The organism is Bilifractor sp. HCP3S3_D3 (assembly GCF_052063915.1).
Taxonomy (GTDB): Bacteria; Bacillota; Clostridia; order Lachnospirales; family Lachnospiraceae; genus Bilifractor.
Map to the genome: position 1 here is coordinate 140,961 of NZ_JBQHWP010000004.1, position 26,972 is coordinate 167,932.

Here is a 26,972-nt window from a genome sequence, read left to right on the forward strand (position 1 = left end):
GACGGGAAGAGATCTGCAGGCGGCTTGTTCCGTCTGTCAGATTATATGAGGAAAGGGTATGGAAATCTCGGAATTTGAAAAGAAACGCGCCGCGAATCTGATCTGGAACGGAGCGGAGAATTATAGTATTGAGCCCGGATTCCGTGTCTTCGACAGAGAAGGGCACGCCGATCTGTACTGGAACAGTATCGTCGGCGCAGTACATAAGCACTATGACTGGGAGAAGCTGGAGAGATTCTACAACACCTTTCACGAGAAGATTGATCAGACGGCTTACGAGAGCCTTTTCTGGATCGCGATGGAGAATTGTACCTTCGAGAAGGAAAAGGATGTTAGGCCTGTTTTTCCTTATCTGAGACGGGAGTACGCAAAGCGTCAGCTGAAATCGCTGGAGGGAAGCTTCGCGCTGGAGGACTCTGCGGGGCAGAGAGTGCTGGCTGTGATGCACGGGCACTTCCGGAGAGTCCTGGGCGAGAATGAGGGACTTCCGGATGTCGTAGATGTGAAGCTTCTGAATGACATCGAGGTGAGCGGGGACCTGGATACGGATCAGGTGATCGACAGGATTGCCGACACTCTGGAGACGTACTTTACATACCGGCGGCCGGGATCAACGAAGCCGGTGCCGAAGAGCAGTGTTAATCCGTTTTCTTTGTTTTTCCTGCGGAGAAAGCAGAGGAGAGAGGCCGGAAATATGGGACCGATCCGCCGGCTCGCCTTCGGATACGGCGAGCATCTGTCGGAATACGGGAGTGAGGTTCTGGACCAGAGCCGTCTGAGCGTTGCTTTTGCGAAGTATTCTGCACAGACCGACGAAGGTTTAAAGGAGTATATCACAAATTATTTCGGGAAGCCTCTCTATGATCAGAAGACTGTGCGCCGGCTGGAGAAGGAGTACTGCACGGGAAATCATACGGATGTTCATCTTCATTTCACGGACGGCGCGTATGACGACGAGATGCTGAAGAGCGGTTTTGCGGGAAAAATGCGGAAGCAGGCGGTGGAGCAGGCGAAGGAAAATGAGGAGGCATTTCAGGAGAATGTCGCGAAATACCGCATGGAGATTCTCCGCCTGACGAATCGGATTCGGAATTCCATGCTGATGCACATGGACAATCAGGTGGTGAAGTCGAATTCGGGGAGGCTCGATGCGTCTTTGATCTGGCGCGGGCTTGAATTGGATGACGACCGTATCTTCCGGAAGGTACTTCCCGGGGACAGCGGCAATCTTTCGGTCGATATTCTGCTGGACGCGTCTACCTCGCAGGTACACCGGCAGCCGGTTGTCGCGGCGCAGGGCTATATGATCGCGGAGAGTCTTACGCGATGCGGAATCCCGGTCAGAGTGTATTCGTTTTGCTCGATGAATGGATATACCGTTGTAAACCTGTTCCGTGATTACCATGAAGTGAAGAAGAACCGGAACATCTTCCGGTATTTTACGACGGGGGCCAACCGGGACGGTCTGGCGATCCGCCTCGCCGCGGGAATGATCGAAAAAAATGATGCCGATCACCGGCTGCTGATTGTCCTGTCTGACGGAAAGCCGAACGACGCCATCAAGGTGCGGACCTCGGCGGGTTCATACAAGGATTATGCGGGCACAACCGGTGTGGAGGATACCGCCGCGGAGGTGCATCGGGCAAGGATGCAGGGCATTACCGTTCTGTGCGTTTTTACCGGCGATGAAAAAAGTCTTCCGGCAGTGCAGCATATCTACGGCAGGCATTTCGCGAGGATCCGGAAGCTGGATCTTTTCGCGGATACGGTGGGAAATATGCTGCAGACCTGTCTGAGGAATCTGTGAAGATGAATCCGGTTTTAATAGCATAGGTATCTGATACCTTTCAGAAAAATAATGGCCGTCTTATATCCCCGTAGCTAATGCAACAGGGATATAAGGCGGCATATGTTTTGGCAAATATGTTTTGGTAAAGAGAAAAATGTTTGATCCGTATCCTGGGATACGGATTTTTTTGATTCCTTTGTGTATGCTCGTGTTGTATCGGAAAGGATGGTGAAGAAAATGAAAGAAAAAGTTGGAGACGTTTTTTCTATTGCAAAAGATAACAATCCGGTTCCGGGATGCACCATCTCAAGGGAAGTGTACAGCGGTACCAATTCTATCACATACTTTTCATTAGCGGCCGGTACAGATATCAGTGCTGAAATTTATTCCAGCTATAAGCTGATTCTGGTGGCGGATGGAAGCATGGAAGTATATGGAAGAGAAGGATTTATCAGGGAACTGAATGCCGGCGGGGCTATCGTGACTCTGACAGATACCCCGATGGGAATGCGCACGCAGAAGGGCGTGGTTTACACGGAGATTTTAATTCGGAAGGAGGATATTATGAACAATACAATTAAGGCGGGTGAGGTATTTCAGCTGGCAGAGGTGGTTCCTTATCAGGCGGGCAGGATTGTGAATATGGATGTTGTCCACAACGATAAAATGAAATTTGTAGTGATGTCATTTGATAAGGGAACGGGTCTTTCCGAGCACGCGGCTCCGGGAGAAGCGATTGTTTTTGCGCTGGACGGAGAGGGAATCATCGGATATGAGGGAAAAGAGCACAAAATCAAAGCCGGCGAGAACTTTCATTTTGCTAAGGGAGGACGTCATTTTGTGAAGGCCTCGGAGAAGTTCAAGATGGCATTGCTGCTGACACTTGACTGACCGACGTTTACTGACAACTGAGTCTGAACTTGTACATATATATGAGTATTGGAGTAAGCAGAGATATGGCAAAGAAGATTGACTTTAACAAATCTGTGTATGAACTGGTGCAGGAGTACCCGGAGCTGAGAGACATCCTTTCCGGCGTCGGATTCCGGGAGATCACGAAAAAGGGAATGCTCGGTTCTGTCGGAAGAATCATGACGATTCCGAAGGGCGCGAAGATGAAAAATATCTCGATGATGGATGTGGTCATGGCACTCATGACGCACGGCTTTGAGATCGAGGGAGAAATGCCGGAGCTGAAAATGCCCTGGGAGGAAGCAAAGGACGCACAGGCAGCCGGTGACAGTGTGAGCCGGGAGGCGGCGCAGGCAGATGGTGGCAGTGTGAGCCGGGAGGCGGCGCAGGCAGAAGGCGGCAGTGTGAGCCGGGCGGCGGCGCAGACAGAAGGCGGCATGACTGAGGAGCGCAACGAACTTCTCAAGAGCTACCTGAGAAGACTCGGCAGCGGTGAGGACCTTGAAGCAGTAAGAGCCGATTTTGTGAAAAATTTCCGTGATGTTGATGCCTCCGAAATCATGAGAGCGGAGCAGGATCTTCTGAAATCCGGGACTCCTCTTGAGGAGGTGCAGAAGCTCTGCGATGTACATTCCGCGCTTTTCCACGGTGCGACAAGAGAAGAGAAGATCGCCAATGCGGAGAAGGCGGTAGAGGATTCTCTTATGAAGAAGATCGGAGACTCCTCTGTTGCAGCAGGGAAGGCCGGAGATTCCTCTGTTGCAGCAGGGGCGACAGGAGTTTCCTCTGCTGTAGAGAAGAAGAGAGCCGGTGCTTCTGTCGCTGAGCAGAGGACAGCAGACTTCTCTCGTATAGCGGAGATGACCTCAACGGCAGCTGCGGATCCGGGCGACCGCAAAGAGCTGGCGGCTTCGCTCGCGTCGGTTCCGGGCCATCCGCTGAATCTCTTTGAGAGGGAGAATCAGGCAATCGAGACGCTTCTTCTCCGTGCGCGTGAGGCTGTCGCCGGAAAGAGTGCGGACGACAGGCTTATGTCACAGCTTCGCGAGATTGCAGTTCACTACGCGAAGAAAGGAGATCTGCTCTATCCGCATCTGAAGGTGCGTTATGATATCTCCGGCCCGTCAGATGTCATGTGGACCGTGGATGATGAGATCCGCGACGAGATCAGTGCGCTTTCAAAGGATGAAGATCACGACGACGACTGGTACGGCCGGCTGTCGGCGGTGCTTGACCGGGCGGAGGAAATGATTTACAAAGAAAATAATATTCTCTTCCCGATCTGCGCGGTGAATTTCACGGCGGAAGACTGGTATTCGGTGTACCGGGACTCCGGAGATTATACGGAGATCCTCGGTCAGTCCTTTACGGACTGGGAAGAAGCGGAGCAGGCTCTGAACGCAGAGAAAAAGGCAGAAAAGCCTGGCCTCTCCCAGGGCGAGGTTGTGATGCCGGGCGGACATATGACGGTTCCGCAGCTTACAGCACTGCTGAACACCATACCGATGGAGATCAGTTTTATTGATGCGGACAACATCAACCGCTACTTCAATGAGGGACCGAAGGTCTTCAAGCGTGCGGGAATGGCCATTGACCGGGAGGTCTTTTCCTGCCATCCGCCAAAGGTAGAGCCCATGGTCCGCAGTATTCTGGACAGCTTCCGGGACGGAAGCAGGGACAGTGTACCGGTATGGATGGAGAAAAACGGAAGAACCATGCTGGTGAACTATCTTGCCGTAAGAGACCGGAAGGGCAATTATCTTGGGGCTGCGGAGCTGGTGCAGGATATGGAATTCGCGAAGGAACACTTCGCGGGTCACTGAATCAGCAGGAAAATGAATTGACGGTTTTGCTTTATCTGCTATACTGTAAATACAAAGAAAAACTGCTGGGGGAGCGGAAGCTGAGAGTGCCGTGCATGCGGCTGACCCTGATGACCTGATCCGGTTAATGCCGGCGTAGGGAAGCTGAGTCTGAATGCAGGCTGTGTGATCAAAGAAATGAATGTTTCTGAGAGTTCCGTAGCTTTGAAAAGTGAAATCCTCCCGCAGACAACTGTGAGGAGGATTATATTATGTCTGTATTTGCTACTCTTGGAAGTGACGGAGTATACCAGCTGACGCAGGTCGGCTACATTGCGGTGATTGCCGTGATCATTCTGGCACTGCTTCTGGTCTGCCTGATCCGGAAACCGGACCAGAAGGGTGTACTCGGTACGAGAAAGCTTGTGTTCTCGGCGATGGCAATCGCGCTTGCGACGGTCGCATCCATGATCAAGCTGTTTCATCTGCCGATGGGCGGCAGCATAACCTTCTTTTCCATGCTGCTGATATCGCTTGTGGGATATTGGTACGGCCTTGGGACAGGGCTGTTTGCAGGTCTTGCCTACGGTCTTCTCCAGCTGATCGTTGATCCCTATATTATTTCTCTGCCGCAGATGCTGGTGGATTATGTGTTTGCGTTTACGGCTCTCGGGCTCTCCGGTGTGTTTTCCGGGGCGAAGCACGGACTGATCAAGGGCTATCTGCTTGGAGTTGTCGGCAGGTATTTCTTCGCGGTTCTTTCAGGCTACATTTTCTTTGGAAGCTATGGCAATGAATACGGAATGTCGGCGATCGGATACTCCCTTGCCTACAATGCGATCTACATCTTCGTGGAGTGCGGCCTCACCATTGTGCTGCTTCTCATACCGGCCGTGAATAAGGCGATGATAAGGGTCAGAGGGATGGCGCTTGCGGGAGGTAATTCGAGACAGAGCGTGGCATAAGGCACGGGCGAGGCATTGAGACGGTGCGTGTGTGGGAATTTCCGGACGGTCGCAGTATGAGACGCTGAAGGCCGGAATGTCCGTGGATGATGCAGCGCAGGAATTCCCGGTCGGTCGCAGTATGAGACAGCATCCGTGTAAGTGAACATGCAGGAGGAATCAAAATGACTGTTTTTCTGCTGACAGTACTGATCGCTTCGGAGGTGGCGGCAACGTCGCTCCTGAAGTATACGCATCACTTTACCCGGCCGTTACCGTCAATTATCTGTATCGCGTGTTATTGTGTGTGTTACTACACCTTTTCTCACGTCATGGATCGTATGAACGTGGGCGTCGCCTACGCAATCTGGTGCGGAGTGGGACTGATCGCCACAAATGTCATCGGCTATCTGCTGTTCCGTCAGAAGCTGACCGGTGTCGGCGTCTTTGGAATCGTGCTGATTATCATCGGGTGTGTGATTGTAAACGTCTGGGGAACCAGATAGTGGGATACGGCAGATATGGAATACTGCAGATATAAAATATGGCAGATATAGAATACTGAAAATATATAATACGATACGGAAGATATGTAGAAGAAGGCCGCTGCGCAAACTGTTGCGTGGCGGCCTTCCTTGTTCGCTTGAAGATTCTGAACATATGGCCAGGTATCGCATCAGCTCCTCAAAAACGCAGACAGGATCGTTACACGCGAAGCGTGTGTAAGAGACTGGCCGTGATTTACGCGAATAGTGAGCCGCAGCCGAATGCGAAGTATTCGTGTGCGGCGAGCGTCGCGATAGCGAGATAAAACTCGCGCAGCGTGTTTTATCTCGTTTCGAAGGCAGCAGGAATGAGCAACACGAATGAGCTTTCTTTTTCGTTGATATTGCCGGAATGTTCCTGTATAATTCAAAATCATATTTAGTTGATAGGAAATATAATAAATGCAGAAATGTAATGCAAAAACGTGGCTGAGAGCCGGTATTATGAGGAACTGCGGCAGTGAAGTGGCGTTATGAGGAACTGCGGCTGTGGGCTGGCATTAGGAGAAGCTCCGGCTGTGGTTTCGTAACATAATGAGCGGCAGGTGTATTTTTTCTGGAGGAAGGGACGCATGAAGAGCATGATCAGGAGAGTGCCGGTTCCGATAGCAGGAGTGATGCTGGGTTTTGCGGCATTTGGGAATTTTCTGAAGAGCTATTCGAATCTTGTGTGGATTCTCATGGAGCTGGTATCCGTGGCGCTTCTGGTGCTGCTGGTTCTGAAGGCTCTTCTGTATCCGGAAGATTTGCGCCGGGATATGAAGAATCCTGCCATAGCCGGCGCTGCGGGGACTTTTTCCATGGGACTGATGTTCCTCGCGGTCAGTCTGAAGAGTGTCAGCGTTCCGGCTGGTGTGTCAGTCTGGTGGGCGGCGCTGGTGCTTCACGCGGTGCTGATCGTGTGGTTTACAGCGTCCTTTGTGCGTTGTTTTCAGCTGAAAAAAGTATACATGACATGGTTTCTGGTCTATGTGGGCATTGTGGCGGCTGCGGCGACGAGCCCTGCTTTCGGGATGCAGGCGCTCGGCAGAGTGCTGACGGTTTACGGTCTGGCAGCGACGTCGGTATTGATGATCCTGATGGCGGTCCGTTATCGTAAGCTCCCTGCGGAGAAGCTGCTTGCGCCTCTGACGGCGATCTGTGCGGCGCCGTTCAGTCTGTGCCTGGTGGGATATCATCAGTCCTTTGAGACAAAGGATCCTGCTGTATTTCTGGTGATCTTTCTGTTCTCCAGCGCCTTCTATGTGCTCGGACTGGTACAGGTATTCCGATACATCGGGGGAACATTTTATCCGTCATTTTCGGGATTTACGTTTCCGTTCATCAATACCGCAATCGGAACCCGGCTGACATGGAACGCGCTTCGTGCGGGGGACTGGGGGAAAAACCTTTCCGGATTTGTGCCGGGACGGGGAAATGATATTGTGACTGTATTTTTGGTACTGGCAGATGTAGAATGTATAATTGCCGGGATTTTGCTGGGTATTGTTTTTTTCAGGTATGTTGTGTTTTTGTCCGGAAAAGAACAGACAGCAGCTGCCGGCACAGGCAGATTGCGGCAGCCGATGATGCCGCAGGAGGAAAAAAGAGGAGGATATCAGAAGCATGCTCGAACATATTCACACACATCGTAATCTGATTGGGTTTGATGAAAATGGAATCCCGGTCGTGATTCAGAAAGCATCCGCGCATGATCCGGAAAAAATAGATGCGGAGTACCGCGCAGTAGAGGAAGGAAGAGATCCGGAATCTGTGCATGACGGAAAAGAGAAGATTCATGCAGATGAGGGAACGGGAATGGGGCACCATTCTGCGGAGGGCGCGGCATGTGTCGACACAGAGGAAGATGAGAACGCGTTTATCCGGGACTATATGAATGCCGTAACCGCATATCGCAAGACCTTCCCGTCCAAGCAGGATCAGATTGACAAGACACCGGACCCGGCAATCCGTGAGATGCTTCTGCGCTCGGAGCAGCTGGGTATTGACACAACTTTCGACCGGTTCGATAAACAGCAGCCGCAGTGTAATTTTGGTATGGCCGGCATCTGCTGCAAGATCTGCAATATGGGACCGTGCCGTATCACACAGAAAGCGAAGAAGGGTGTCTGCGGGGCGGACGCCGATCTGATTGTCGCGCGGAATCTTCTGCGTGCGGCAGCTGCCGGAGCCGCGCAGCACGGCATGCATGCGAGAGAGCTGATGCTTGAGCTGATGTGGGCCGCAGAGGGCAAGCTGGACGCGCCGCTCCTGGGTGAGCAGAAGATTCTGACCACGGCGAAGGGCTTCGGAATTCCGACAGAAGGCCGTGAGGTGAAGGATGTCGCATACGATCTGGCAAAGGCTCTGCTGGATGATCTTTCCAGCCCGGATCCGGCTCACGTATACAAGACAGCGGAGGTCTGTGCTCCGCCTGAGCGCGTAAAGCTCTGGAAGGATCTGGATATCATGCCGATCAGCGCCTATCATGAGGTTTTTGAAGCGTACCACAAGACGGCGGTGGGAACTGACGGAGACTGGAGAAGCACGATGGAGCATTTCCTGCGCTGCGGACTCGCCTTCTGTTTCACCGGTGTGGCGGGAGCGTCGATCGCGACCGATTCTCTGTTCGGTATCGGCGACCGTGTGACGTCGAAGGTGAACATCGGGGCACTGGAGAAAGGGTACGTGAACATTGCGGTTCACGGTCATCTGCCGCTTCTGGTAAAGGAAATTGTGAAATGCGGCCAGACAGAGGAAATGATTAACCTTGCGAAGGAAAAGGGTGCGAAGGGAATCCGTTTCTACGGCATCTGCTGCAGCGGACTTTCCGCGATGTACCGCTATGATGGCGTTATTCCGCTGTCCAACGCGGTTTCCGCGGAGCTGGTCCTGATGACCGGAGCGTTGGATCTCTGGGTGGCAGATGTTCAGGATGTGTTCCCGGCGATCATGGATGTCGCAAAATGTTACCGCACGACGGTTGTGACGACGAGTGCTTCCGCGCGTCTGCCCGGTGCCGAGAGAATGGAGTTCGACCGTCATCATTCCAACATCGGTGAGGCGAAGGAGCTGGCGCGGAAGATCGTCCTGCGCGGAATCGAGAGTTTCGAGGACAGGAAGGGTATTCCGGTCTACATTCCGCCGTATGAAGTCACCGCGGAAGTCGGTTTTTCCGCCGAATATCTGGGCCGCCGTTTCGGAGGCTTCGGACCGATCGCGGAGGCGCTGAAGGACGGACGGATTCTCGGAATCGTCAACATGGTCGGCTGCAATAACCCGAAGGTGCCGTATGAACGGTGCATCGCGGATGTGGCGAAGGTGCTGATTGAGAATAACGTACTCATTCTCACGAACGGATGCGCGTCGTATCCGCTGATGAAGCTCGGATACTGCACGAAGGACGCGAACAAGCTTGCGGGAGAAAAACTCCGCGGATTCCTTGAGCCGGATCTTCCGCCGGTGTGGCATGTGGGAGAGTGTATCGACAACACGAGATCGAGTGCCATCATGGCAGGCATTGCGGGTGCGCTCGGCCAGAAACTGCCGGATATGCCGTATGCGTTCACTTCTCCTGAGTGGAGCAATGAAAAGGGAATTGATGCGGCTCTGGCCTTCCGTCTTCTGGGAATTTCCTCTTACCATTGTGTTGAGGCGCAGATCTTCGGTTCGAAGAATGTAATTGAGTTCCTGAAGCAGGGAACCGAGGAAACACTCGGATCTCACATGGTGGTAAATGTGGACCCGGTCAAGCTCGGTGAGCAGATTGTCGCGGATATGAAGGAGAAGAGAAAAAAGCTGGGCTGGGACTAAGTAAAAACTAAGGCCTTGGCTGCATGGTAAAGATATGGTACTATTTTATAAAAACTGACTGGTGTGCCTTGGGCGTTATCTCAGCTTAAGAATACTGCCGGAACAGAATGCGGAGTGTCATTACGACGCTCCCGTTCTGTTCCGGTTTTTTTTACGCGAACAGTGAGCCGCAGCCGAATGCGAAGTATTCGTGTGCGGCGAGCGTCGCGATAGCGAGATAAAACTCGCGCAGCGTGTTTTATCTCGTTGTGTATAAGTCCAGTCGCAATGTTCATGGCCCACGGCGAGCTTGCTCAGTAGTGGGCAAGAACATTAGCGACGACAACAGGTATGAGCACGAAGTGACGCGCAAGCGGCACGAAAACTGCGAAGCACACAGTATTTGAGGGGGACAAAATGCTTGCAATGATTGATAACTTTGATTCCTACACGTACAACCTGGTGAGTTATTTCCGGGAGCTAGGGGAGGCGGTGACGGTGATCCGGAGAGACCGGATTTCCCCGGATCGCATCGGGAGGATGAAGGATCTGGAGGGAATTGTCATTTCGCCGGGACCGGGCTCTCCTTCCGAAGAGGACCCTTCGGTGGCGGTGATCCGGACATTTCAGGACAGAGTGCCGATACTCGGAGTCTGCCTCGGGCATCAGACCATCGGATTTACTTACGGGGCAGAGATCCGGCGCGGCAGAGCGCCGATGCATGGAAAGGTTCTTCCGGCATACAATAACGGGACGGGATTGTTTTCGGGTCTGCCTGGGGAATTTGCGGTGACGCGTTATCATTCACTGATTGTGTCCGGAGAAAATCTCCCGCCAGTGCTTGCGGTTGACGCGGTGGACGGGGAAGGAGTAATTATGGCAATGCATCACAAATACTGCCCGGTGTACGGTGTTCAGTTTCACCCCGAGGCGGTTCTCACGGCCTACGGTCATGAGCTGCTGGAAAATTTTCTTCGAATATGCAGGGACTACAGGATGAGCAGGGGATAAAAGCGGACGGGAACCGTGCCAGCAGTGATGAGAGAAATGGAAGAATGAAAAGAGAAGAAATTAACTACCGTTGTGTTGATGAGAGAAGTAAGGCGGGATTCGTGAATAGACGATGTAAGCTGAGAGATAATACGGCAGGGTGTATGACGGACGAGAAAGCGAGCGGGAGAAAGCAATGAGACGGATAATAACGGAAGAGTGGAGTGGAGAAGGGCTGACGCTGGAACGGCTTGCTAATGTCATCCGGAGAGATGGCATCAGCGGATCGGACTGGGCATTTCTGGATTCCTCGCTGAAAGGACCGGACGGAAGATATTCGATTCTTGGCCTGTATCCTTATCTTGAGGCGGAGGAAAGGAACGGGGAGCTGTTCGTGAATGGAGAGAGGAGGACGGGCGATCTTCTGGCTTTCCTGAAGGATTATATCGAGAATAACCGGGATAGACAGAACAGGGAATCCGGGACCGGCGGGGAGCGGAAGGATGGCGGACCGGTCATGACCGCAGGGGCTATCGGCTGGTTAAGTTATGATTACGGAAGGAAAAGGGCGGAGATACCGGGACGGCATGAAAACGATGATTCTTCCGTTGACGGAGGTCTGCCCGACGGGAGATTTGTCTTTTATGATCTGTATCTGGTTGAAGATCTTCTGGAGAACAGAATCTGGATCTGCACCGGGGAAAATCTGTCCGGAATTGGCGATTACCGGGAAAAAGTCCGGATGTGGGCCGAAGAAACAGCGGACCTCTGTGCAGAGAGAATCAGGAATGACAAACGGATTGTGCGGCATGATCCGGTCAGGAAGGGAGAGAGGGGAAAAACAGTCATATCCGGTGATCAGGGAAGGTCAGATGCCGGAGAAGGCACCGGAGAAGTGATTTTTTCCTCTGATTACGGAGAAGAGGATTACGAAGAGACAATCCGGAGGCTGGTTGAGTATATGAGGGCAGGAGATATCTACGTCATGAATATGACGCGCAGGATTACAGCGGAACACATCGGGGATCCGTATCAGATGTTCCGGTATCTGCGGAAGCATAATCCGTCGCCGTTCGGCGCATTCCTGTCCTTCGGAGAGTATGAGATTGTGTGCGCCTCCCCGGAGCGCTTCCTGAGGGTTCGGGATGGAGCCGTGGAGACCAGTCCGATCAAGGGAACGCGGAAAAGAGGGGATACGCCTGAGGAGGATCAGAGACTGAGGCAGGAGCTAGCGGAGTCGGAGAAGGACAAAAGTGAGCTGCTGATGATCGTGGATCTGGAGCGGAATGACCTGAACCGGGTGTGTGTGCCGGGATCCGTGAAGGTGCCGCGCATGTATTACATCGAAAGCTTCGCAACGGTGCATCATCTTATCTCGGATGTAACGGGGAGGCTGAGACCGGAGTGCAGTGCGGTGGATCTGCTCGATGCGGCTTTTCCGGGCGGGTCAATCACAGGCGCACCGAAGCGTCGTGCGATGGAAATCATCGATGAACAGGAGAACAGTAGCAGGGGACTGTATACAGGAGTCATCGGCTATCTGGGATTGGACGGGAACTGTGATTTTAATATCGTGATCCGGACGGCGGTCTGTCGAAATGGCTGCTGCAGCATCGGAGTCGGCGGGGGAATTACCGTGGATTCGGATCCGGAATTCGAATATGAGGAGACAAATCAGAAAGCGGCGGCACTGGTCGAGGCGATTCGTGCGGTAAACCACATGCTGTAAACAGCGCCACAGACTGTATAAGTCCCCGCGTCACTTCGCAGCTTCCGTGCGACTGGACTTATACAGTAAAAGAATGAGAGGATAAGGAAATAAGATAGCAGGCGGCGTTGCCTGAGACGGTCTGCGCGGCAACAGGAGAGCAGGAAGAGCTCTGGACGGGGAGAAATGCGGTACAGTTCAGACAGAAAGAATTGGAAACAGAGGTGTGAAATGGAAGAGATCAGATGTAAGGCGGATGATGGCTTTTTCTTCGGAATGGGATTATTCGAGACAATTGCAATAATCCATGGGACGGCAATGCTGGAGGACCTGCATATCCGCAGGCTGGCAGGCGGACTTCGTGACCTGCATATTGAAAACAGAGCGTATCTGAAGTGGGAGGAAGAACATGGCAGCGGGGAAGAACGTGGCAGGGGGGAATGGTGCGGAAACGGCAGAAAAAGCGGGATGGAGACCTGGCTGACGGAGATGCTGCACGAATATCTGTCGGGACTTGAGAAAGGACGGGTATGGGAAAGAGGGGCGCTGAAAATTACCGTGACGGAGGAAAATCTGCTGTTCAGCACCCGGGAGAATCCCTATACGGACCGGCAGTTCCAGGAGGGGCTCCGGCTGCGCTTCAGCCCGGTTCTGCGAAATGAAACCTCGCCGTTTACCTACTATAAAACCTTAAATTGCGGGGACAATATCCTGGTGCACCGGCAGATTCAGAAGATGGGGTATGATGAAGCGGTTTTTGTGAATACGAAGGGCGAGATCTGCGAAGGATCCGTAAGCAATGTTTTTTTCACCAGGGGAAATGAAGTTGTGACTCCTCCGGTAACAAGCGGGCTTTTGAAGGGAACGATCCGGAGCTATCTGCTTGATCCGGGGAAGAAATGGATGCTGGATCGGAAGGAAGGGGACTGTCTGAAATTCCGGGAACAGGTGGTGCGGACGGAAGATCTGAAAAAATTCACCGGCATGTTCATCACCAATTCTCTGATGGGAATCATGCCGGTGCAGTCTCTTGGAAGATTTCGTTTTCCGGACAGGAAAGCCGCCGAAGCACTGCGGGATTCCTTCCTCCGGGATATGGAAACAGGCGGACACAATGTGGAAACAGGCGGACGCAGTATGGGAACAGGCAGACTGGATATGGAATCGGTCAGTCGTAGAGGTTAAGCTTCTTCATGACCAGAATCGAGATATACAGCGCCGCGGCCGTCAGCAGCCAGGAGACCGGCCAGACGAGACATAGGACCTCATAGACCGGGTGGTGTGCGAACACAGTAAACAGCCAGATCAGCCGGAACAGGATGGTGCCGCACAGAATTTCGACGGAGGGGAGCAGAGAATGACCTCTTCCCCGGAGAACGGCTGCAGGAATCTCATACAGGGTGACGAGATATTCCCAGAGGAGGACCAGGCGGTTCCGGCGGATGGCGTACATCAGGACGGCCTCTTTTGAGGAGAAAATCCGCATGAAGAAGGTCCCGGAGAGCGCGATCGGAACGCTGAGCACGGCGCCGGCCAGGGCTCCGAAGATGAGGCAGTACAGGAAAATTTTTCCGCAGCGTTTCTTCTGTCCGGCGGCGTGGTTCTGGCTGATGAAGGTGGTGGCTGCCTGCGTGAAGGCAGCTACGGCAAAGTATCCGAAGTATTCAAAGTTCAGGGCGGCGGCGCTTCCTGCGATGGCGTCGGATCCGAAGCCGTTGATGGCGGCCTGGATAAATACATTTGAGACGCAGAATACTGCCTCCTGTACACCGGCCGGAAGGCCAATAGCCAGGAGTCGCTTCACATTTTCTCCCTTCAGACGGAGATTGCGCAGGGAGAGATGGAATTCATCGGTTTCCTTCATCAGGAAAGAAACTGTGAGGGCGGCACTCAGGGCATTGGAGATGTCCGTCGCAAGAGCGACACCGGTTACATTTAAGCGGCACACAATAACAAAGAAAAGATTCAGTATGACATTCAGAATTCCCGCGGAAATCAGAGCATAAAGGGGTCTTCTGGTGTCACCCTTAGCCCGCAGAATGGCACTTGCGAAGTTGTAAATTACGATGAACGGACTTCCCAGCATGTAAATCTGAAGGTAGCGCACGCCGAGATCAAGGATATTGTCCGGAGTGGATATCAGGATCAGCAGCGGCCGGGCGGACACGAGTCCGCAGATCATCAGGATGACGCCGACAATGAGACTGAAGAGCATGGATGTGTGAATAGCCGCAGGAATTTCTTTCCGGCGGTTCATTCCGATGTAGCGGGCGATCAGGACATTGACGCCGACGGAGAGACCGGTGATCAGGCCGAGGATGATGCCGATGGGTTCCGCGTTGAGACCGACGGCGGCCAGTGCTTCAGGAGAGGAAAACTGTCCGATGACCGCGGAATCCGCAGAATTGAAGAGCTGCTGCAGAATGCTCGCGGCAGCGATCGGGAGCGCGAAGAGCATGATTTTCCCTGCCAGGCCGCCGTGGATCATATCGATCTCATTTCTGGCGGTTCTTTTGTTTTGGGTAATTGCTTTGGAATCAGATGATGACATTTGTGAAATAACCTCGTTGTTAATATTTTTGTGCTGTATCATTGCTGCCGCGTCATGGCTGCTGCATCATTGTGCTGCGTCATGGTTGCTGCATCATTGCTGCATGAGTCATGAACCTTCTGTTGTATCTTAGCGGCGAAGTACGGAGCAATCCGCAGCTGATACTGTATGTGGCACGATGTATCGTATGGGAGCTTACGGTCTTTAACAGAAGATCTGAGCATGTGCGTGATTTGCGCACATCCTATATTAGCAGGAGCGGGATTTATTAACCAGTGGTGTTTGGACAAATATCCGGCAAAATATACAGAATCAGCTGATAAAATTATACAAAACATGACTGAAAATTATACAAAACATGACGCTTGACAAAAGGTTGTCAATATTATAAACTGACAACATAAATTTGATGGTACACAGGTGTCGGTAAATTGTTGCCGGTGAAAAGGGAAGCAGGTGTGAATCCTGCACAATGCCGTTGCTGTGTTGGCTTAGCTTTTTCTCTTATGCCATTGGGGAAACCTGAGAAGGCGAGAAAAAGTGATGACGCCGCAGTCAGAAGACCTGCCCGTGTATAACGCACATGAATTCTCCTCGGATCTGGGAGAGTGCCTGCCCTCAGCGATGCAGCTGATGGCTTTTCGGCCGTGTCCATGGAATGGAACCGGTATTTTATGAACAGGGAAGACCGTTAAGTGCTTCACCATCGAATTTTTCATTGCGCCACCTCTCTTAATTATCAATCCGGCGGATGCAATGTCGAAAGGGAAAGTGTCGGGCGGAACGGTCGGTGCTTTCCCTTTTCTTTTTCGCTTTGAAAGGATGCCAACAATTTCATAAACCCGCATTTTCCCGTTGGCTTTGCGTATTTACTCTTTCCTTTGAGTATGAATACGAAGCAGGGGGAAGTGTGTTTTTCTGCCGGGCGAGGAAGCCGCAGAAGAATGAGGTAATATGTATTTAAGTGCGATGCAGCATTTTAAACAGTATGTTTAAAATGCTGCTTTTTTTGTCTCGGAATAACAGTAAAAATTTACTATTAATTTAACACAGAAGAAAGGGGAAGCAATGGGAGAATTCAGAGTCAGCACCAGGATCATGATCGGTGATCGGCTCGATCAGCTGGTGAATGATATGAAAAAGGTGTTTGTTGTAGCGGATCATTTTCTTGCGGTCAGCAAAAAGGTTTCGTATGTGACGGACCGGCTGGATCGCGCGGGAAAGCAGTACGATGTTTTTTCGGATGTGGCGGCTGAGCCGGATCTGGGAGTCGTGACTGCCGGTATCAAAAGGCTGGAGGCGCTGGATCCCGATACGGTCATCTGCCTCGGCGGCGGCGCGTCCATCGACGCGGCGAAAGCGATCGTTTTTATCGCGAGACGTGTAAATGAAAAATATAAAAACATCCGCTTCATCGCGATTCCGACGACCAGCGGAACCGGTTCCGAGGTGAGCACATTCGCCGTTATTACAGACAAAACGACGCAGACAAAATATCCGCTCGTGGACGAGAGTCTGGTGCCGGATATCGCTGTACTGGACGCGAGTCTGGTCGTCAGCGCGCCGCCGAAGGTCACCGGAGATACGGGCATTGACGTATTTACACATGCGGTGGAAGCCTTTGTCTCCAGGGAACACAATGATTTTACGGATGCCATGGCCATCAAGTCACTGCAGCTTTTACAGAACAACCTCCTTGAAGTGTATAAAAATCCCGAGAACCTTCACGCGCGGCAGAGCATGCACAATGCTTCGTGCATGGCTGGTATTGCGTTCGCAAATTCCGGTCTCGGGCTGAACCACGGTATGGCGCACGCCATGGGTGCGCATTTTCATATTCCGCATGGGCGGGCAAACGGAATTCTTCTTCCGTATGTCATGAGCTTCAATGCCGGATGCCATGACCATCTGACACCGGCCGCAAGCCGATACGCGGAGATCGTCGCGCAGCTGGGCATGGACAGCGTGGGAACGCGTCAGAGCGCGTTGATGCTGATCCGCACTGCAAAACGCTTTATGGAGAAAATGAACATGCCGGTGACAATCGCAGAGGCAGGTGTCACAGAAGATGATTTTAATGCACAGCTGGATGAGATGGCAAAGGCAGCGCTTGCTGATCCGTGCACTGCATCGAACCCGAGAGAGGTCACACTGGAGGATATCAAGACGCTTTATCGTCAGGCGTTTACCGGCAGGGCGTAAGAAATAGCTTACCAGGGATGATTGCCGGTATGTAGGCCGGAAGGAGGGGCTATGTTTGAATCGAACGGCGGGAACGGCGGGAACAAAGAGAGAATTATTCAGGAATTTGTTCCCGGAAAACAGGTTACTCTGGCGCATGTGATCGCCAGCCCGGATGCGGATTTGTATTCGAAGCTGGGTCTTCTGGACGCATCGGGCGCAATCGGAATCATGACAATTACGCCGAGTGAGGGCGCTATGATCGCTGCTGATGTGGCTTCGAAGGCTGCGGATATTAAAATCGGCTTTGTGGACCGTTTCAACGGATCATTGGTAATCACCGGCGATGTGGCGGCTGTGGAGGAGGCGCTGAAAAACGTCATGAATGTTCTCTGCGGCATGATGGGATTTTCCTCCACGGTGATCACAAGGACATGATGGGATTTTCCTCCACGGTGATCACAAGGACATGACAGACAGATGACAAATCAGAAAAGAAAAAGAATAATGCTGATCGGACGGTCGACGGCCGGAAAAACGACACTGTGCCAGAGAATTTTCAACGATGATATCCGGTACCACAAAACCCAGACAGTCACCGTGGAACATGAAGTAATGATTGACACGCCGGGGGAATACCTGGAGCGGAGAGGATTCCGGGGAGCGCTGATGGTCACATCGGCCGATGCGGACATCATTCTTTTTCTGCAGGATGCGACGGAGAACGGGACGATGTATCCGGCACAGTTTTCAACGATGTTCACAAAACCGTGTCTTGGAGTTGTGACGAAGATCGATATCGCAGATAAAAAACAAATCAGTGATGCAGAGGTGTATCTGAAGGCAGCTGGAGCACACAGGATTTATCGCATCAGCAGTGTGACAGGTGAGGGTGTGGAAGAACTGCTCCGGGCACTGGATATGCCGGTGGATTGACAATGCCGCAGATCATTGAACGCGGCTGAATGAAGGCTCTGACATATGGATAAGACAGAACACGCATTAAGAATAGTAATTGCAGATGATGAGCCGATCGCAAAGATGGACTTGAGAGAACTTCTGGAAGATTCGGGATATGAGGTTGTAGGAGAGGCCTCCGACGGCTTTGATGCGGTGGAGGAGTGCCGGAAAAACAAGCCGGATCTTGTCCTTCTTGACATTAAGATGCCGTTTCTCGACGGACTCTCGGCATCAAAGATTATTTTTCAGGAAAAGCTGGCGGACACGATCATTCTGCTGACTGCCTATACGGATCCGGAATTTATTGAGTCGGCGAAGGACTGCGGCGTATCCGGATATCTGGTGAAGCCGTATTATGAAAAATCGCTGATTCCGAGCATTGAGCTGGCTGTCAGCCGCAGCCGCGAGATGAAGAAGATACGCGCAGAAGTAGAAAGGGCGCAGGAAAGACTGGAAAGCCGCGTGATTATTGAGAAAGCCAAGGGCCTGATCATGCTGCGCGATCAAAAGAACGAGGAAGAGGCTTACAGTTACATCAGACAGATCAGTCAGCAGAAACATCTGTCCATGAGAAGGGTCTCGGAGATGATACTTGTCAGGAGCATATGATTATGGATGAGCAGAATCTGCGCGAGCTGTGCAGGAAATATGTGGATCTGACGGAAGAGGAAATCGAGCAGGTTCTTACGATGGCGAAACTGCTTCCCTCAATCGCAGATATCGAAGAGGCGGATGTATTCATCGATTGTCTGATGCAAAGCGGAGATTCTCTTGTGGTGGCAGAAGCAAAGCCGACAAAGGTTCCGTCCTCTTATAAGGGCAGCGTCGTCGGCATGATCGCTACGAAGGAAAATGAGCCTGCCGTAGCCAGAACGTTCCGGTTGGGCGTGGGCACCCGTCAGATGAAGGCAACGACACAGGAAAAGGGCATCACGATTCAGACGGTGGAGCCGATAAAGGTACAAGATCGTGTGATCGGTGTGCTGATTATCGAGAAACAGACCAGCGACGAAATACAGCCGCGCGAAAAACTGCATATCTCGATGAGCGGTTACAAAGAGATTGCCGCGGCGGTCACCAAAATCATGCCCGACAACAACTGGCTTGCGGAGTGTATCGACGAGGCATTGCTGCTGGTGGATAAAAAAGGAATCATATCGCTGCGGAACCATGTCGCGAAAGAAATGTATGAAGAACTTGGCTATGTGAAAGATCTTCTGCATCAGCCTTACGCGAACGTGAGACTGACTGCGGAAAGCGTCGACACGTATGATCATGATTATTCGTACGAAGAGGTACTGGTTGGAAGCAGGATCATCAGCGTAAAAACCGTTCCGATCGAATCCGGGCACTATTCCAAAGCTGTGCTGATGCGCGATATCACGCGGCAGAAGGAACAGGAGAAGGAGCTGGTGCTGAGAAAGACAGCGATCCGGGAGATGCATCACCGGGTCAAGAACAGTCTTCAGACGATTATCAGCCTGCTGAATCTTCAGATGCGGAAATCGGATAATGACGAAGTACGGGAAGTGCTGATGGAGACAATGAATCGTATTTTTTCTATCGCAAATACCCACGAGCTGCTGTCGAGCGAGGTTGCCGACTATGTGAGTCTCCGGGAGGTACTGGAGAACCTGAAAAACAACATCACTCTTGCGTTTTCCGGAAACAGAAAGATAGCCATTACGGTGAGCGGAGAGGATTTCAAGGTCGATTCGGATGTCGCCACGTCGGTTTCCGTTGTGGTCAACGAGTTGATACAGAACGCCGTGAAATATGCGTTTCCGGACCGGGAGGAAGGTCAGATCAGTATCCATGTGCATCAGGGAGAGCTGTATTCGGAGCTTACGGTAGAGGATAACGGCGTGGGATATGATGCTTCTGATCAGAGCAGCGAGAATTTCGGCATGTCGATTGTGCGTTCCTTCGTGCGTGACAAGCTTCGGGGTGATATTCGAATCTCCTCCGACAGCAGTGGAACGAGGACCTGGTTCAGCTGGCTTAATCAGATCATGAAACCTATCGATAAGTGCTCGTAGGAGACAAGAGGCTATTAAAAAAATGAGACAGGAAATCAAGAGTATCGGAATTGATATCGGCACATCAACTACACAGCTGGTTTTCAGCCGGCTGGTGATCGAAAACGTTGCCGGAAACTACACGGTTCCGCGGGTTTCGATCATTGAAAAAGAGGTTATCTACCGAAGTAAGATTTACTTCACTCCGCTGAAATCTGCAACGGAGATTGATGCGGACGCGATCAAGAAAATTATCCGGAGTGAGTATCAGGCTGCGGGTATGAAACCGGAGGATCTGTCAACCGGCGCCGTGATCATCACAGGTGAGACAGCGCGCAAGAAAAATGCCAATGAGGTGCTGGAGGCCCTCTCGGATATGGCCGGCGATTTTGTGGTAGCCACTGCCGGACCGGATCTTGAGTCGGTGCTGGCGGCACGCGGCGCCGGCACAGATGCGATTTCTCAGGAAAATCACACGACGGTGGCAAACCTGGATATTGGAGGCGGCACCACCAACATCGCGGTTTATGAAAAAGGCGCGCTTAAAGGCACCTGCTGTCTGGATATCGGCGGACGCCTGATCAAGATCGTGGATGGGAAAATTTCTTATATTTTCCACAAAATCGTGAAACTGGCGGCAAACCACGGAATCAGGATCGCTGAGGGCGACCGCGCAGATCCGGAGGTGCTGATGAAGGTCTGCCGGATCATGGCAGATGAGCTCGCGAAAGCGCTGCGTCTGGCGCAGCCTGACGACGAGCATCGCGCCCTGTATACCAATGACGGCAAGATGCTGAGAGATGATATCGGCATTCGGGCGGTCACATATTCCGGCGGCGTCGCTGACTGCATTTATCAGGAAAACGACAGTGAACTGTTCCGCTACGGAGATATCGGCGTTCTGCTGGGAAAGGCCATCCGTGAGAACAGGACGATCGCGGCACTGACCCGCTATCAGGCGAAGGAGACAATCCGCGCTACGGTCGTGGGCGCAGGAACACATTCAACAGATGTAAGCGGCAGCACCATCCGGTATGACAAAGGAAAGCTTCCTTTGAAAAATGTACCGGTTCTGAAAATATCGGAGGACAGCGAGACTGATTTTGAAACATTCAGTCAGGCAATCGCGACACAGCTTCCCCTGTTTTACACCGAGGGCAGGATGGAACAGGTAGCGATCGCTTTTTCGGGAAAAGGCTGGACCGGCTTTCAACAGATCCAGAAGCTGGCTGCAGCCATCATCAAAGGAGCCAGGGAGGTGATAGAAAGCAACTACCCGCTGATTGTGGTGGTGGAGTGTGATATTGGAAAGGTTCTGGGAAACGCGCTGAATATTCAGCTTGATTTCAAAAAACCGGTTATTTGCATCGACGGGATCCGTGCGGCGGGCGGCGATTATATTGATATCGGTGAGCCGCTGGCCGGCGGAACAGTAGTACCTGTGGTTAATAAAACACTGGTATTTAATTCTTAAGAGAGGTGTGACAATTGATTTTAAAAACAAGACTATTTGGCAAAACTTACGAATTTAAATCCGTAAGAGAAGTAATGGGCAAGGCGAACGAGGAAAAATCAGGTGATAAACTGGCAGGTGTCGCAGCCGAGACAGCGGAGGAGAGAGTTGCGGCAAAGTACGTGCTCGCCAATCTGACGCTGAATGACCTGCGCAACAATCCGGCAGTTCCGTATGAAGAGGACGAGGTTACCCGGATTATCCAGGATGATGTCAACGAGACAATCTTCAATGAGATTAAGAACTGGACGGTTTCCGAGCTTCGCGAGTGGATTCTTGATGTAGATACGACACCGGATATGATCCGCCGTGTCTCCCGGGCGCTCACCGCTGAGATGATCGCCGGTGTCTGCAAGCTGATGAGCAATCTCGACCTCATCTACGCGGCAAAAAAGATTCGTGTATCCGCACACTGCAACACGACAATCGGACTTCCGGGTACGTTCTCATCCCGTCTGCAGCCGAATCATACAACCGATGATCCGAAGGGAATCCTTGCGTCTGTTATGGAAGGACTCTCTTATGGATGCGGCGATGCAGTCATCGGTCTGAACCCGGTTGACGACTCGGTTGAGAGTGTGGCGCGCATCCTGAAGATGTTTGATGAATTTAAACATAAATGGGATATTCCGACTCAGATCTGCGTTCTGGCCCATGTAACGACCCAGACCGAAGCAGCGAAAAGACTCGGAGCCCCGCTTGACCTGATGTTCCAGTCCATTGCCGGTTCCCAGAAGGGAAATGAGGCGTTTGGTCTGACCGCTCAGATGCTGGAGGAAGGCCGTCAGACGATGCTGACGAGGGGAACATGCACCGGACCGAATGTCATGTACTTTGAGACCGGACAGGGATCGGAGCTTTCATCCAACGCGCATAACGGATGGGATCAGGTGACGATGGAGGCTCGCTGCTACGGGTTTGCTAAAAGGTTCCAGCCGTTTTTGGTGAATACGGTTGTCGGCTTCATCGGACCGGAGTATCTGTATGATTCGAAGCAGGTCATTCGTGCCGGATTGGAAGACCATTTCATGGGTAAGCTGACCGGCGTTCCGATGGGATGCGATGCTTGCTACACCAATCACATGAAGGCGGATCAGAATGATATCGAGAACCTGGCAACACTGCTTGTGGCTGCAGGCTGCAATTACATCATGGGTGTTCCGGAAGGCGACGACTGCATGCTGATGTATCAGTGCACAGGATATCATGAGGCGGCAGCTCTCCGTGAGGTTATGGGCCTTCGTCCGATTCACGAATTCGATATGTGGCTTGAGAAGATGGGCTTCTCAGAGAACGGTAAACTGACAAAACTTGCGGGCGATGCTTCCGTATTCATGAGCAAATAAGGGAGGCGGTGAAAGAAAATGGAATCAAAGGACTTAAGAACAGTCATTGAGGAAGTTCTCAAAGAAATGAATCTTAAACCGGGAGCGGAAGGGGTCGGCAGTACAGCTGCCTCCGTCAGCTCTGCAGTAAAAGAGGCGGTCGGCGATTCGAATGCCAGAGGCTGTCAGCTTGTTATTCCGGACAAAGGGGTGAGTCTTGATCCCTCTTATGTTGAAGATGGAGAGCTTCCGGATATCACTGCGATTGATCTGCGCAAGCAGTATCTGGTGGAGAACCCGGTCAATAAAGAGGCATACGCAGAGCAGAAGGCAGCTGCTCCGTGCCGTCTGGGTATCGGAAAGGCAGGAGCCCGTTACAAAACACTTCCGCAGCTCGAGTTCAGAGCGGCGCATTCTGCTGCGCAGGATGCAGTCTTCAACGATGTAGATGAAGAGTTCATCAAGAGTCAGGGACTTTTCATCGTCCAGACACAATGTGACAGCAAGGATACGTATCTGACCAGACCGGATCTCGGACGTAAGCTGAGCCCTGAGGCGGTTGAGACGATTAAAGAGAAATGCAAGAAGAACCCGACAGTTCAGATCTATGTGGCCGATGGTCTGTCCTCTGCGGCAGTAGCAGCGAATATCCCGGATCTTCTTCCGGCGATCATGCAGGGGCTTCAAAGCTATCACATTGATACCGGAACGCCGTTCTTTGTGAAGTACGGCCGCGTAGCGGTAGAGGATGAGATCAGCGAGCTGGTCGGCGCAGAGGTTGTCTGTACACTGATCGGAGAGCGTCCGGGCCTGATTACTGCGACGTCTATGTCTGCCTATATCGCTTACAAGGCGACAGTGGGAATGCCGGAGGCAAGAAGAACAGTTGTTTCCAATATCCACAGCGCAGGAACGAATCCTTCGGAGGCCGGCGCCCACATTGCGGAAATTATTAAAATCATGCTCGAAAAGAAAGCCAGCGGTACAGACCTGAAACTGTAATTTAACCGGAATGGAGGAATTGAAGAATGAAAAGAGATCCACTGTTCGCAAAGGTTCTGGCGACCAGACTAATCGCGAATGTCTCTCCGGACCTTGCAAAAGAGCTGAAATTAAGGCCGGATCAGAAGTCCCTGGCACTTATTACCGCCGACATCGATGATGTCACGTATACAGCACTGGATGAAGCTACAAAGAAAGCAGACTGTGAAGTCGTTTACGCAAAGAGTATGTATGCAGGGGCAGCCAATGCGAACACCGCGCTGGCCGGTGAAATCATCGGTATTCTGGCAGCTCCGAATCCGGCAGAGGCGAGGGCAGGACTGGACGCATGTATTGACATGATTGAGAATGTCTGCCACTTCGTATCTGCGAACGACGATGATTCGATCTGCTATTATGCGCACTGCATATCAAGGACAGGTTCTTACCTGTCTGCTTCCTGCGGCATTAAGGAAGGGGAGGCAATCGCATACCTGATTGCACCGCCGCTTGAGGCTATGTATGCAGTGGATGCGGCACTCAAGGCAGCGGATGTGCAGTGCTGTGTTCTTTACGCACCGCCGTCAGAAACCAACTTCGGAGGCGCGCTGCTGACAGGAAGCCAGTCGGCATGCAAATCTGCCTGCGATGCCTTCGCTGCGGCTGTTGAGGCGATTGCTTCAAGCCCGCGAGAAGAATGATCAGTATCGGAGGTAGTATATGCAGGCATTAGGCATGATCGAAACCAGAGGACTGGTTGCGTCCATCGAAGGAGCGGACGCTATGCTGAAAGCCGCCAATGTAACTCTTCAGTGCAGGGAATACTCCGGAGGAGGACTGGTCTCGGTAATGGTCCGGGGAGATGTCGGAGCGGTGAAAGCTGCGGTTGACGCAGGGGCAGCCGCGGCAGGGAGAATCGGTGAGCTGATTTCGGTTCACGTGATCCCGCGGCCGCACGGTGATGTGGAACAGATCCTCGGTCATGTACACCCGGAAAAACCGGATGATGATCCGGAAGGACCGGACGGGAATCCTGGAGGACCGGATGGGAATCCGGAAGGACCGGACGATCATACGGAAAAAACGGATAATGATCCGGAGGGACCGGCCGATGATCCGAAAGAACCAGACGTAAATCTGGATATCCCGGAGGATAATCTGAAAGAACGTGACGGAGTACAGAGCGGCGCTCCGGATCTGCCGGACACAAAACCGGAGGTGTCGTCGGAAGCGACGGATCCGATCAAGGGGAAACCGGCGTCTTCATTGATTTCATTGGACGAGATTGGCAGCAAGAGTGTTGGCGAACTAAGAAATCTCGCAAAGAAACTTGGAATCGATACGTTGACACGGGAGCAGATCCGATCCGCACGCAAAGACGTGCTGCTGGAAGGTATAAAAGCATTTTGTGACAGAGAGGGATTAAGCAGAACAGAAAAATAACAGGAGAATGGCAGAATGAAGATAATCGATAAAGACCTGATCTCAATGCAGGAAGTGAGGGATCTGGTTGAGTCAGCCAAGGAAGCGCAGAAAGAGCTTGCGCGCATGGATCAGGCTCAGGTAGATCACATTGTACGGTGCATCGCGGACGCTGGTGTCCGCAATGCTGAGCGTCTTGCCAGAATGGCGGTCGAGGATACCGGTTTTGGCAAGGTAAAAGATAAAATTGTCAAGAATGTGTTTGCGAGCCGTGGCGTATATGAGCATATCAAGGATATGAAGACAGTCGGAGAGATTTCCCGCGACGATGAGAAGGGACTGCGCGTGCTGGCGGTTCCGGTAGGTGTCATCGCCGGACTTATCCCGTCCACGAATCCGACCTCTACTGCCTTCTATAAGGCAGAAATTGCTGTTAAGGCGGGAAATGCAATCGTATTCTCCCCGCATCCGACGGCACAGCGCTGCATCATGGAGGCGGTTAAGGTCATTCGTCAGGCCATCGCGGAGGCAGGCGCAAATGAGAATCTTGTATCCTGTATTTCCATCCCGACGATGGAGGCAACGGATACATTGATGCATCACAGAGACGTAGCACTGATCCTCGCCACTGGTGGATCGGCCATGGTAAGGGCAGCGTACTCCTCCGGTACACCGGCGATCGGTGTCGGACCCGGAAACGGCCCTGCCTATATTGAAAGATCCTGTGATCTTCCTCTGGCAGTGAAGAGAATTCTGGACTCCGAGACTTTTGATAATGGAACAATCTGTGCATCTGAGCAGTCGATCATCTGCGACGAGGATATGGTGGAGCCGGTTATGGCTGAACTGAAAAAGCAGGGCGCGTACATCCTGGATCAGGAAGAGAGTGAAAAGCTCGGCAAGTTCATCCTTCGCGCAAATGGAACCATGAATCCGGAGATCGTCGGAAAGAGCGTTGAGACAATCGCAAAGCTGGCTCACCTGGACAAGGTTCCGAAGGATGCGAAGGTTCTGATTGCGAGAGAGACCGGGGTTGGTCGCGGTCATCCATATTCCAATGAGAAGCTCGGACCGATCATGGGATTCTACACAGGTAAGGATTATCACGATGTCTGTGACAAGGTTTGTGAGATCCTTTATTACGAGGGCGCAGGGCACACCTTCTCCATGCACACAAAAAATGAAGCAATCGTTGATTATTTTGCAAAACGTGTTCCGGTATCCCGCATTGTTGTCAACACACCGAGTACACTCGGCGGCATCGGCGCGTCCACAGCACTGCAGCCGGCTCTGACACTCGGATGCGGCGCAGTCGGCGGAAGTGCAACCAGTGAGAATGTCGGCCCGATGCAGCTGATCAACAGGCGATACGTGGCGTATGGGCAGAAAGAGATGGAGGATATCCGCGCGGAAATCGATTCCTGTGTGGAGAGTGCGGATAACCAGCCTGATTTGTCGGACATCAATGTCGATGAGATTGTGAAGAGCGTGATCGCACGGCTGAAGGCGATGTGATCATTCAAACGAACCTGATGCGACGTATCCATCATATACGAACCT

21 protein-coding genes, 1 pseudogene and 2 riboswitches are annotated in these 26,972 nt (G+C 52.2%); of the genes and pseudogenes, 21 read left to right on the forward strand and 1 reads right to left on the reverse strand.

Features of this window, described 5'->3' with window-relative positions; all coding sequences use genetic code 11:
- The first annotated feature begins 58 nt into the window (after positions 1-58).
- From ACTNDI_RS03820 to ACTNDI_RS03865, 10 genes are all read left to right on the forward strand, one after another.
- Positions 59-1,807 carry a hypothetical protein gene (locus ACTNDI_RS03820; protein ID WP_441099429.1) on the forward strand — a complete coding sequence of 583 codons (1,749 nt, stop codon included), beginning with the start codon at positions 59-61 and terminating at the stop codon, positions 1,805-1,807.
- Between the two features lie 219 nt (positions 1,808-2,026).
- A complete protein-coding gene (locus ACTNDI_RS03825) occupies positions 2,027-2,680 on the forward strand; it encodes a cupin domain-containing protein (RefSeq protein ID WP_441099430.1) in 654 nt (217 codons plus the stop codon).
- 65 nt (positions 2,681-2,745) lie between these two features.
- Positions 2,746-4,524, forward strand: coding sequence for a DUF438 domain-containing protein (locus ACTNDI_RS03830; protein WP_441099431.1), 1,779 nt, complete (start codon positions 2,746-2,748; stop codon positions 4,522-4,524).
- 57 nt (positions 4,525-4,581) lie between these two features.
- A riboswitch (TPP riboswitch) is annotated at positions 4,582-4,683 on the forward strand.
- A 92-nt stretch (positions 4,684-4,775) separates the two neighbouring features.
- Positions 4,776-5,468, forward strand: coding sequence for an energy-coupled thiamine transporter ThiT (locus ACTNDI_RS03835; protein WP_441099432.1), 693 nt, complete (start codon positions 4,776-4,778; stop codon positions 5,466-5,468).
- A 164-nt stretch (positions 5,469-5,632) separates the two neighbouring features.
- Positions 5,633-5,953: a DMT family transporter gene (locus ACTNDI_RS03840; RefSeq protein ID WP_441099433.1), complete on the forward strand. Its 321-nt coding sequence runs from the start codon at positions 5,633-5,635 to the stop codon at positions 5,951-5,953.
- A 611-nt stretch (positions 5,954-6,564) separates the two neighbouring features.
- Positions 6,565-7,626 (forward strand): TDT family transporter, encoded by a 1,062-nt coding sequence (locus ACTNDI_RS03845; protein ID WP_441099434.1) that lies wholly within the window; start codon positions 6,565-6,567, stop codon positions 7,624-7,626.
- A complete protein-coding gene (gene cooS / locus ACTNDI_RS03850; protein WP_441099435.1) occupies positions 7,598-9,784 on the forward strand; it encodes an anaerobic carbon-monoxide dehydrogenase catalytic subunit in 2,187 nt (728 codons plus the stop codon). Before ACTNDI_RS03845 ends, cooS begins: the two co-directional genes overlap by 29 nt.
- A 396-nt stretch (positions 9,785-10,180) precedes the next feature.
- Entirely contained in the window at positions 10,181-10,774 is a 594-nt protein-coding gene (locus ACTNDI_RS03855) for an anthranilate synthase component II (RefSeq protein ID WP_441099436.1), read from the forward strand.
- Positions 10,775-10,949: 175 nt separating this feature from the next.
- Entirely contained in the window at positions 10,950-12,482 is a 1,533-nt protein-coding gene (gene pabB, locus ACTNDI_RS03860) for an aminodeoxychorismate synthase component I (protein WP_441099437.1), read from the forward strand.
- A gap of 210 nt (positions 12,483-12,692) precedes the next feature.
- Entirely contained in the window at positions 12,693-13,646 is a 954-nt protein-coding gene (locus tag ACTNDI_RS03865; protein WP_441099438.1) for an aminotransferase class IV, read from the forward strand.
- On the opposite strand, the gene ACTNDI_RS03870 is transcribed toward ACTNDI_RS03865, so the two are convergent.
- Positions 13,630-15,012, reverse strand: coding sequence for an MATE family efflux transporter (locus tag ACTNDI_RS03870; RefSeq protein ID WP_441099439.1), 1,383 nt, complete (start codon positions 15,010-15,012; stop codon positions 13,630-13,632). The two genes, ACTNDI_RS03865 and ACTNDI_RS03870, sit on opposite strands and share 17 nt — an antisense overlap.
- Before the next feature lie 401 nt (positions 15,013-15,413).
- Positions 15,414-15,598, forward strand: a riboswitch (cobalamin riboswitch).
- 482 nt (positions 15,599-16,080) lie between these two features.
- On the opposite strand from ACTNDI_RS03870, the gene ACTNDI_RS03875 reads away from it, so the two are divergent.
- The 11 genes and pseudogenes from ACTNDI_RS03875 to ACTNDI_RS03925 all read left to right on the forward strand — a co-directional run bounded on the left by ACTNDI_RS03875 (position 16,081) and on the right by ACTNDI_RS03925 (position 26,927).
- The gene (locus ACTNDI_RS03875; protein WP_441099440.1) at positions 16,081-17,214 is read left to right on the forward strand and encodes a 1-propanol dehydrogenase PduQ; all 1,134 of its coding nucleotides are present in this window, start codon (positions 16,081-16,083) and stop codon (positions 17,212-17,214) included.
- 51 nt (positions 17,215-17,265) lie between these two features.
- Positions 17,266-17,631, forward strand: coding sequence for an ethanolamine utilization microcompartment protein EutS (gene eutS, locus ACTNDI_RS03880; protein WP_441099441.1), 366 nt, complete (start codon positions 17,266-17,268; stop codon positions 17,629-17,631).
- Between the two features lie 42 nt (positions 17,632-17,673).
- On the forward strand, positions 17,674-18,129 hold the full coding sequence (locus ACTNDI_RS03885) for a EutP/PduV family microcompartment system protein (RefSeq protein ID WP_441099442.1): 456 nt from the start codon (positions 17,674-17,676) through the stop codon (positions 18,127-18,129).
- Positions 18,130-18,174: 45 nt separating this feature from the next.
- A complete protein-coding gene (locus ACTNDI_RS03890; RefSeq protein WP_441099443.1) occupies positions 18,175-18,762 on the forward strand; it encodes an ANTAR domain-containing response regulator in 588 nt (195 codons plus the stop codon).
- 2 nt (positions 18,763-18,764) lie between these two features.
- Complete coding sequence (locus tag ACTNDI_RS03895; RefSeq protein ID WP_441099444.1) at positions 18,765-20,192, forward strand: sensor histidine kinase; 1,428 nt, start codon at positions 18,765-18,767, stop codon at positions 20,190-20,192.
- A 22-nt stretch (positions 20,193-20,214) separates the two neighbouring features.
- Positions 20,215-21,645 carry an ethanolamine ammonia-lyase reactivating factor EutA gene (eutA, locus tag ACTNDI_RS03900; RefSeq protein ID WP_441099445.1) on the forward strand — a complete coding sequence of 477 codons (1,431 nt, stop codon included), beginning with the start codon at positions 20,215-20,217 and terminating at the stop codon, positions 21,643-21,645.
- Positions 21,646-21,659: 14 nt separating this feature from the next.
- Positions 21,660-23,030 (forward strand): ethanolamine ammonia-lyase subunit EutB, encoded by a 1,371-nt coding sequence (locus ACTNDI_RS03905; RefSeq protein WP_441099446.1) that lies wholly within the window; start codon positions 21,660-21,662, stop codon positions 23,028-23,030.
- A gap of 18 nt (positions 23,031-23,048) precedes the next feature.
- Positions 23,049-24,011 (forward strand): ethanolamine ammonia-lyase subunit EutC, encoded by a 963-nt coding sequence (eutC, locus tag ACTNDI_RS03910; protein ID WP_441099447.1) that lies wholly within the window; start codon positions 23,049-23,051, stop codon positions 24,009-24,011.
- 26 nt (positions 24,012-24,037) lie between these two features.
- On the forward strand, positions 24,038-24,691 hold the full coding sequence (eutL, locus tag ACTNDI_RS03915; RefSeq protein WP_441099448.1) for an ethanolamine utilization microcompartment protein EutL: 654 nt from the start codon (positions 24,038-24,040) through the stop codon (positions 24,689-24,691).
- A 19-nt stretch (positions 24,692-24,710) separates the two neighbouring features.
- Positions 24,711-24,968 (forward strand): annotated as a pseudogene (locus ACTNDI_RS03920) (BMC domain-containing protein); the annotation flags it as partial.
- A 480-nt stretch (positions 24,969-25,448) separates the two neighbouring features.
- Positions 25,449-26,927 carry an acetaldehyde dehydrogenase (acetylating) gene (locus tag ACTNDI_RS03925; RefSeq protein ID WP_441099449.1) on the forward strand — a complete coding sequence of 493 codons (1,479 nt, stop codon included), beginning with the start codon at positions 25,449-25,451 and terminating at the stop codon, positions 26,925-26,927.
- Positions 26,928-26,972: the final 45 nt, after the last annotated feature.